The sequence below is a fragment of the uncultured Succinatimonas sp. genome, assembly GCF_905203285.1.
GTDB lineage: Bacteria > Pseudomonadota > Gammaproteobacteria > Enterobacterales > Succinivibrionaceae > Succinatimonas.
Genome location: NZ_CAJKVK010000076.1, coordinates 1 through 9,384 on the forward strand (window position 1 = coordinate 1; position 9,384 = coordinate 9,384).

General features: G+C 39.8%; 6 protein-coding genes and 1 tRNA gene. 3 read left to right on the forward strand and 4 right to left on the reverse strand.

What is annotated here, in order from left to right; genetic code table 11:
* The first annotated feature begins 264 nt into the window (after window positions 1–264).
* Both secA and QZ019_RS07720 read left to right on the forward strand, forming a co-directional pair.
* Window positions 265–2,991: a preprotein translocase subunit SecA gene (secA, locus tag QZ019_RS07715; protein WP_295483881.1), complete on the forward strand. Its 2,727-nt coding sequence runs from the start codon at window positions 265–267 to the stop codon at window positions 2,989–2,991.
* 156 nt (window positions 2,992–3,147) lie between these two features.
* Window positions 3,148–3,223 (forward strand) — tRNA-Phe (locus tag QZ019_RS07720).
* Window positions 3,224–3,310: 87 nt separating this feature from the next.
* Here QZ019_RS07720 and QZ019_RS07725 read toward each other — a convergent pair.
* From QZ019_RS07725 to QZ019_RS07740, 4 genes are all read right to left on the reverse strand, one after another.
* Entirely contained in the window at window positions 3,311–3,988 is a 678-nt protein-coding gene (locus QZ019_RS07725) for a PAS domain-containing protein (protein WP_295483872.1), read from the reverse strand.
* 95 nt (window positions 3,989–4,083) lie between these two features.
* Window positions 4,084–5,418 (reverse strand): D-serine ammonia-lyase, encoded by a 1,335-nt coding sequence (gene dsdA, locus QZ019_RS07730; RefSeq protein WP_295483874.1) that lies wholly within the window; start codon window positions 5,416–5,418, stop codon window positions 4,084–4,086.
* Between the two features lie 10 nt (window positions 5,419–5,428).
* A complete protein-coding gene (gene dsdX / locus QZ019_RS07735) occupies window positions 5,429–6,766 on the reverse strand; it encodes a D-serine transporter DsdX (protein WP_295483876.1) in 1,338 nt (445 codons plus the stop codon).
* Window positions 6,767–6,799: 33 nt separating this feature from the next.
* On the reverse strand, window positions 6,800–7,174 hold the full coding sequence (locus QZ019_RS07740; protein WP_295483879.1) for a Rid family detoxifying hydrolase: 375 nt from the start codon (window positions 7,172–7,174) through the stop codon (window positions 6,800–6,802).
* A gap of 299 nt (window positions 7,175–7,473) precedes the next feature.
* Between QZ019_RS07740 and pgi the strand changes: the two genes are divergently transcribed.
* The gene (gene pgi, locus QZ019_RS07745; protein WP_295483883.1) at window positions 7,474–9,126 is read left to right on the forward strand and encodes a glucose-6-phosphate isomerase; all 1,653 of its coding nucleotides are present in this window, start codon (window positions 7,474–7,476) and stop codon (window positions 9,124–9,126) included.
* Window positions 9,127–9,384: the final 258 nt, after the last annotated feature.

Sequence of the window (9,384 nt, forward strand, 5' to 3'; positions counted from 1 at the left end):
TAACCTTGCCATGGTTAGGGTCGCGAGTTCGAACCTCGTTGCCCGCTCCAAATTACAAAAAAGGCACCATGAGGTGCTTTTTTCGTTTTTGTTCCTTCCTTTTTTCTTTCCCGAGTTTTTTCTTTGCCCTTGAATTTATTAAGACAAATACCCATGTGTTAAGACAGAAATATTTTTTATGGCTCTTGTATGCGTACAGCATAATTTAAAATTATCAATTATAATGAGAGCTTATGTTTTCAACCGGTGAAAAGTTAGCAAATGATTATTTCGACCATTGTCACAAAAATTATCGGCAGCAGTAACCAGCGCACGATTAAAAAACTAAATAAAGTTGTCAAACAAATCAATGCATTAGAACCCAAATATAAAGCATTGCAGGATCAGGATTTTAAAGAACTGACTGTAAAGTTTAAGGAACGTCTTAACAACGGTGAGACTTTATTGTCCATGCTCCCTGACGTATTTGCTGCAGTCAGGGAAGCTTCTTGGCGTACTTTGGGGTTGCGTCCTTTTGACGTCCAGCTTATGGGCGGTATCGTTTTAAATGATAATCAGATTGCTGAAATGAAAACCGGTGAAGGTAAAACCCTTACCGCATTGCTTCCTTGCTATTTGAATGCGTTAACGGGTCGCGGCGTTCACGTGGTTACGGTTAATGATTATTTGGCACGCCGTGATGCACTTTGGAGCCGTCCTTTTTATGAATTTATGGGAATGACCGTAGGCTGTAATATTCCCGGTATGTCTCCTGAGGACAAGCGTGCGGCTTATGCCTGTGATGTTACTTACGGAACGAATAACGAATTCGGTTTTGATTATCTGCGCGATAACATGGCATACACTAAAGAGCAGCGTGTTCAGCGTCCTCTTTACTATGCTTTGGTTGATGAGGTTGACTCGGTTTTAATTGATGAGGCTCGTACCCCGCTTATTATTTCAGGCGCCGCTGAAAACAGTTCTGAGCTTTATCGCCAAATTGATTCTATTATCCCGCTTTTAAAACAGCAGGATAAAGAGGACACCGAAGATTATCACGGTGACGGTCATTTCACTTTGGATCTTAAATTACGCCAAGCATATCTTACCGAGCGCGGACAGCTTTATATTGAACAGCTTTTGCGCGAAAGAGGATTGCTTCGCGGAAATGATCCTCTGTTCTCAAGTTCCAACATCGTTTTGCTTCACCATGTAATGGCAGCATTGCGCGCTCATACTTTATTTAAGCGTGATGTTGATTACGTTGTAGCAAACGGAGAAGTCGTCATCATTGATGAGCATACCGGACGCAAGATGGTGGGACGCCGCTGGTCAGACGGTCTTCATCAGGCTGTTGAAGCCAAAGAAGGCGTGGACATCAAGAGCGAGAATCAGACTTTAGCGTCCATTACTTTCCAGAATTATTTCCGTATGTATGAAAAGCTTGCCGGTATGACCGGTACTGCTGATACTGAAGCTTTTGAGTTCCAGCAGATTTACGGTTTGAATACTGTAGTCTTGCCGACTAATAAGCCGATGATTCGTACTGATTTCCCGGATCTGATTTATTTAACCGAGGCGGAAAAATTCAAAGCCATTATTGCCGATATCAAAGAACAAGTTAAAAAGGGACGTCCGGTTCTTGTCGGTACTATTTCTATTGAGAACTCTGAAAAACTTTCTGCTTTGCTTGATAAGGAAAATATTCCTCATCAGGTGCTTAATGCAAAGTTCCATGAAAAAGAAGCTCAAATCGTGGCTCAGGCAGGACGCCCTGCAACCGTGACTATTGCTACTAATATGGCAGGCCGCGGTACCGATATTATTTTAGGCGGTAATCTTAAAGCTGATATCGATGCTTTAGGCGAGAATCCTGATCCTAACGAAGTAAAACGTCTTACTGAAGAATGGCAGAAGCGTCATGACGCTGTGGTTGAAGCCGGCGGTTTGCATATTATCGGTTCTGAGCGCCATGAATCACGCCGTATTGATAATCAGCTTCGCGGTCGTTCTGGTCGTCAGGGTGACCCCGGTTCGTCAAGATTCTATTTGTCAATGGATGACAATCTGATGAAATTGTTCGGCTCTGATAAGCTGAAGAACTTCATGAAGCGTATGGGTATGGAAGACGGTCAGCCTCTTGAACATAAGCTTGTCACCCGTGCTATTGAGTCAGCTCAGCGTAAGGTTGAGACCCGTAACTTCGATATACGTAAGAGCTTGCTTGACTTTGACGATGTAGCCAATGAGCAGCGTAAAGTAATCTATGAAGAAAGAAATGCCCTGCTTGATGGTGAAGATATTTCCGAGACCATAGATAATATCCGCTCAGATGTCTTTAATTCGATTATTGATGAATATATTGCTCCTGAGTCCTTGGTTGAAGATTGGAAGCTTGAAGATCTTGAGAAACGTCTTGCATCCGAGTTCTTAGTTGATGTTCCGGTTGTCTCTATGGTAAAAGAAGACAGCTCTCTTGTTGAAAGTGATATTCGTGAACGCATTATTAAGCGTGCAACTGAGATTTACAAAGACAAGTGCGACAAGATTGGTAAAGAAAACCAGAATCGTCTTGAAAAAGGCGTCATGCTTCAGTGCATCGATACATTGTGGAAAGAGCATCTTGCCGCAATGGATTATATGCGCCAGGGTATCGGTTTGCAGGGTTATGCTCAGAAGAATCCTAAGAATGAATACAAGATTCAGTCTTTTAATTTGTTTACCAAGATGCTTGAAAATCTTAAGTATCAGGTAATTCGTACTTTATCGCGTATTCAGATTCAGATCCGTGCTCCGGAACTTACTGAGGAGCAAAAGGAAGAGCTTAGAAGAAGACAGGCTGAGGCTGAACAGCAAAAACGAGAGGAAGCTGTTCGTCAACTGCAGGAAATGGATAAACCCAATCCTCAAAGCGGAACTCCTTTTAAGAAGGTAATGCATGTAGGCAGAAATGATCCTTGCCCGTGCGGCTCAGGCAAAAAATATAAGAATTGCTGCGGCAGATTGTCTTAACCTTTTGCCATAATAGTAAAGGAGCGCTTAGGCGCTCTTTTCTTTTTTGTAAAACATGATATTTCAGCGGTTTTATTGTAGGTTGGTAAAAAGCGGGTAAAAAAGTGAGAAAAAGTGTTGACATAACAACGCTGAAATGATTTAATAACCGCCGTTGCCTAGATAGCTCAGTCGGTAGAGCAGGGGATTGAAAATCCCCGTGTCGGTGGTTCGATTCCGCCTCTGGGCACCACTCTTCTCCCAATAATTTTTCAGTTGTCATCAGGTGGCAAAATCGTATCTGCAGTCGATTATTGTCTGCTTTTGTGTGAAGACACAATCAATTGTTTTTCTTAAAAGAGCGTAAGTGAAGATATATTACGTCTTTTGAAATATTTAAAGTATCGGCAACTTTAGCAACAGCATCACGAAGTTGGAAAATTCCTTGAGTATTTAAAATATGAATTATTTCTTTTATTTTTAGGCGAGTACTGACGGAATTATCGGCAAAAACTTCTTCCTTGACTTTAAGCGTGTTTGAAATAATTAAATCTTCTACGTTAATGGCAAAATGTTCGTTATCATCATGCGTATTACCTTGAGGCGGCAATAAAATCGACATCATTTCGTCAAAAGGTGTGGAAATATCAAGATTGATGCAGAGCATGCCTATAGGCTGTCCTTTCGTGTTTTTGATAATTGTAGAAGTTGAACGCATAGTATGATTTTGCTTGTTTTTAGTGAAATAGACGTCTGCAAAATCAGTTCCGTTGTCTATGCAGTCAGTGAAAATTTTTAAAGCTTTATCAGTAACGGGTGAGCCGACTGAACGACCTGTTTTTTTACCGTTGTGGATGTAAATAACCGATGAATTAAGATCTTCAAAACTATGTAGAACAACTTCACATGAAGATCCTAAAAGCTGCCCTATGGCATCAACCATATTTTTATAATTCTCTAAAATTAATTTGTCATCTTTTGTGTATTTGTGATTTTTAGCTTTGATACTCGGTGACATATAAGGCTCTTTGTTGTTTTTGCAGTATTTATTTAAGGTATAAAAACAAAGTGAGATAACCTCAAAAAGTATATCTCACTTTGAGTGTTTATATATTAAAGAGATGCTCCCTTTTCAAGATATTTGGTCATTTCTTCTGCAGGAACCATACCGCCACCGGTTGCCCAGACGATATGAGTTGCATTGGCTAAAGTTTTTTCATCAAAACCCATGCGTTTTAAATATTCTTCGTTTTGAGCAACGCGGATCGGTCCTTCCATTCCGGCTAAAGCAGAAGGTTCAAGTTTGACATTTTCTTTTTTGTTTAATAAAGCAAGCAGTCTATACATTTCATCATCAGAAATAGTGTAGTAACCGTCAATAAGACGATGCATGGCTCTTCCGACAAATCCTGAAGGGCGACCGACAGCTAAGCCGTCTGCTGCTGTTACATTATCAATACCGATATCTTGTACAGAGATTTTTTCATGCAGACCGGTATAAACCCCCAAGTACATACAAGGAGAATGAGTCGGTTCAGCAAATATGCAGTGGGCATTATCTTTGTATTGGTTCTTAACACCAAAAGCGACACCGCCAGGACCACCTCCGACACCGCACGGCAGGTATACGAACAACGGGTGCTCCTTATCTACTATTATTCCCATATTATCAAGCTGATTCTTTAATCTTTCTCCTGCAACTGAATAACCTAAGAATAAAGTCTTTGAGTTTTCATCATCAATAAAGAAGCATGAAGGATCTTTTTTAGCTTCTTCTCGTCCTTGTGCTACAGCTACAGAGTAATCGTTTTGATATTCAACTACATTTACTCCGTTAGCTCTTAATTTCTTCTTTTTCCATTCACGGGCATCTGCTGACATATGGACACTGACATTAAAACCGAGCTTAGCACTCATGATTCCGATAGACAGTCCTAAATTACCCGTGGAGCCTACGGCAATTTTGTAATTTTTAAAGAAGTTTTTAAATTCTTCGGAAAACAGCTTTGAATAGTCGTCTTCAGGCTTTAATAAACCGGCTTTCATGGCAAGTTCTTCTGCGTGGAACAATACTTCGTAGATTCCACCGCGAGCTTTAATAGAGCCTGAAATCGGTAAATGACTGTCTTTTTTAAGTAAAAGTTTACCGGTAATTTTTGTACCGAATTTTTCTTCTAAAGCTTTTTTCATATTATCGATAGATATGATTTCTGATTCGATAATACCCTTTGTAACAGCTGTTTCGGGGAAAGCTTTACAAAGATAGGGAGCAAAACGCTTAAGTCTGTCTGAAGCATCTTTTATATTTGCGGCGTCAAGACCGACATCTTTTACAGCTTCGTCAAAAGTTGTAATTTCAGGATTGAACCAAGAACTTTCTTTAAGCTCAATCAATTCGGAAACTTTTGGAAATTTGGCAGTTAATTCTTTTACGTTAATAGCGGACATGTTGTTCTCCTTACATTACAAATGAGAGTGCATAGGTCATGATAAGTGCGATTACCGAAGCGATAAGGGTTGCACTGGTGTAATATTTGAAAATTTCATTCATTGTGGCTCCGCAGTATTGTTTTACGAGCCAGAATAATGAATCGGTAACAATGGTGCAGCCTATAGCACCGGAACCGATTGCAAGAGCAATGATTTCAGGGGAAATGTTAGGATATAGGGCAAGCATCGGGGTAACGATGGCGGTAGCTCCCATCATGGCAACGGTAGCGGATCCGACTGCGGCATGAAGAATAATGGCAACGAGCCAAGCAAGCAGAATCGGATGCATTTGCATATTAGCAAGAATTGAAGCTAAGTTTTCGGATATTCCGCTTAATACCAAGATAGAGTTAAAAGCACCACCTGCACCGATGATGAGTAAAATGTTAGCTATGGCGCTAAAGCAGTTTTCAGTATGTCCTAAAAGTTCGGACATGGTCATTTGACGTTTGATACCTAAAACATAATAGGCAACAAATGCGGCAATGAACATTGCAGTGATCGGATTGCCTAAAAACTCTAAAGTTAAATAGACGGTTGATTCTTTATTAAGATTAAGTTCGGCAACAGTCTTAATTAACATTAATACAATAGGCAGGAAAATAACGAATAAAGTTGATCCTAAAGAAGGAAGATCTTCTTCTGCTCTGACTTTAACATCAGCAAATTCTGCAGGTACTTCTTTAAACGGAACTTTATTCTTAATAAGTTTTAAGAATAACGGTCCACCGATTAAAGAAGCAATTAAACCGACAAATAGACCTGAAAGGATCACTGTTCCCAAATCTGCCTGTAAGTGGTTTGCGACGAATAATGCTGCTGGATGCGGCGGAACGATGCAGTGTACAGCCATTAATGCTGTGCAAAGAGGAATAGCCAGATTTAAAAGAGATGTGTTGGTCTTTTTGGCAATTGAGAAAGCTAGAGGAATAAGCAGTACTACACCAACCTCAACAAAGAGGGTAATTCCGCAGATAAGACCGACGATTACCATAATAACCGAGGGGGATAGGAATTTACTTTTAAGTAAGGTGATACCGATTTTTTCAGCAGCACCTGATACTTCAAGCATTTTTCCTAAAATAGTTCCTAAACCGATTATAGAGGCTAGGAATCCTAATGTACCTCCAATACCGCTTTCAATTCCCTTTAGTATTTCAAGCGGGTTTACTTGCATGACAAGACCCACATAGAAAGATGATAATAATAAAGCTAAAAAGGGATGAAGCTTTAATTTAATGATAGTAAAAACGATAAGCAGAATACTGGATATCAATACAAATATTGTTAATAAGCTAGAATCCATGGGAAAATTCCTCGCTAAATTTACTTTGTTTGGTTATTTAACTGCAATGCACTCGATTTCAACCAGTGCTCCTTTCGGCAGAGCTTTTACTGCAAAAGCCGAACGAGCTGGAAAAGGGGCTTTGAAGGTTTTTTCATAAACTTTGTTCATTGCGGCAAAATCAGCTATGTCGGAAAGCAAAACGGTAGTTTTTACGACATTGTCAAACGTTAGTCCTACTGATTCCAAAAGGGCTTCAACATTTTTTAATGATTGTGCGGTTTGTGCTTCAATTCCTTCCGGCATGCTTCCGGTTTCTGAATTTATCGGAAGCTGACCTGAAAGATAAACAGCAGATGCGGTCGCGATCCCAGCACTGTAGGGACCTACTGCTGCAGGCACTTTGTCTGAAGAAATTACATTTTTCATGAGTGACTCCAAAAAAGTTGATTATGTTTGGGTAAAGTATAAAGAAAAGTAAATCAATAAATGTTGATTGAAGTCACTTTTATTACAAAATATTTTTATTTAATAAAATTTTATTGATTTAAATTTTGATTTAATGTGAACAGATTTGGAACAAGCAGACAGTGAAAGATTGAAACGCAAGTCAGATTTTAGATTTAATCACAAAAATTTACGATATTAAGCGATAGAATTTTATGTGGGTTTTTTTCTATACTTAATAATTGACTGGTTAAATTTTGTTTGAGGAACATGAAATGGTGATGAAAAACGTAAATCCGACAACAACTAAATCATGGAAAGCATTACAGGAGTACTTTGATAAATCTAAGTCAACTCTTAAGCTTAAAGATCTTTTTAAAGATCAGGATCGTTTCAATAAGTACTCATTTACTATAGGCGGTGATCTTTTAGCTGATTTATCTAAAAATTTGGTAGATGAAAAAGTTCTCAAGATGCTTCTTGATTTGGCCAACGAATGTGATCTTAAACAAGATATTGAAGCAATGTTCACCGGCGAGAAGATTAATCGCAGTGAAGATCGTGCCGCATTGCATACTGCTTTACGTAACTTCTCCGGTAACCCCGTATGTGTTGACGGTGTAGACGTAATGCCTGATGTAAAACGCGTTCAGGCTAAGATGAAGGCTTTTAGTGAGAAGGTTATTTCAGGTGAGTGGAAAGGCTATACCGGAAAAGAGATCACTGATGTAGTTAATATCGGTATCGGCGGTTCTGATTTAGGTCCTTGCATGATTACTGCTGCCTTGACCCCGTATCATACCCGCCTGAAGCTGCATTTCGTTTCCAACATTGACGGTACTCAGATTGTCGAAACCTTAAAGGGTCTTAATCCTGAGACTACCATGTTCTTGATTGCCTCCAAGACTTTTACCACTTTGGAGACTATGACCAATGCCAACACCGCTCGCGATTGGTTCTTAAAGAGTGCAGGTGACGTTGCCCACGTTGCAAAACACTTTGCCGCTTTGTCTACCAATGCAGAAGAAGTTGCCAAGTTCGGTATCGATACTGAGAACATGTTTGAATTCTGGGACTGGGTCGGCGGACGTTATTCCTCATGGTCAGCTATCGGCTTGTCTATCGCTCTTGCTATCGGATATGACAACTTTGAGCAGTTCCTGCGCGGCGGTTATGAAATGGATTGCCATTTCAGAAATACTCCGTTTGAGAAAAACGTTCCTGTTCTTTTAGGTTTGATTGGTATTTGGTATAACAACTTCTACGGTTTTGAGACTGAAGCTATTCTTCCTTATGATCAGTATATGTATCGCTTTGCTGCATATTTCCAGCAAGGCAACATGGAATCAAACGGTAAGAGCGTAGATCGTGACGGTAAGCGTATTACCAATTATCAGACCGGTCCTATTATTTGGGGTGAGCCGGGCAGCAACGGTCAGCATGCTTTCTTCCAGTTGCTTCACCAAGGCAGAAAGATTGTTCCGTGCGATTTCATCGCTCCTGCCATTACTCATAATCCGATAGGCGATCATCATGTTAAGCTTTTGTCCAACTTCTTCGGACAAACTGAAGCTTTTGCTTTCGGAAAAGACAGAGCAACCGTTGAGGCTGAGCTTGCCGCTAAAGGTAAAGATCTTTCTAAGATCCAGGATATTATCGAGTGCCAGGTCTTTGAAGGCAATCGTCCTACCAACTCTTTCCTCGTTAAAGAGATTACTCCTCGTACCCTTGGTATGTTAATTGCCATGTATGAACATAAGATCTTCACTCAGGGCGCAATTTGGAATATTTGCTCCTTCGATCAGTGGGGTGTTGAGTACGGTAAAGTTCTGGCTAAGAAGATCATTCCTGAGTTACAGAATGATGAAGTTATCGCTTCCCATGACTGCTCAACCAACGGCTTAATTAATGCTTATAAGAAATTCAAGGCTTAATTAAGAAAAATGAATGGGAGGGTGACTAAATAGTCATTCCTGATAAATTGAAAGAAGGAAGGGCAGTTTCGCTGCTCTTTCTTTTTTTGATCATTTAAATTGCCGATTAAGAGCAGTTTTTTCGTCTTTTATCTTTTTATTCCGATAATGTCATGCTTAAAGTCGTTTCTTTCCTCTATTCCTCCTGTTTCTTATGCCGCAATCATCATTTTTTGTTCTCTTTGCGTTATTTGTTTAAAGTATTTCCTTAAGTTATGG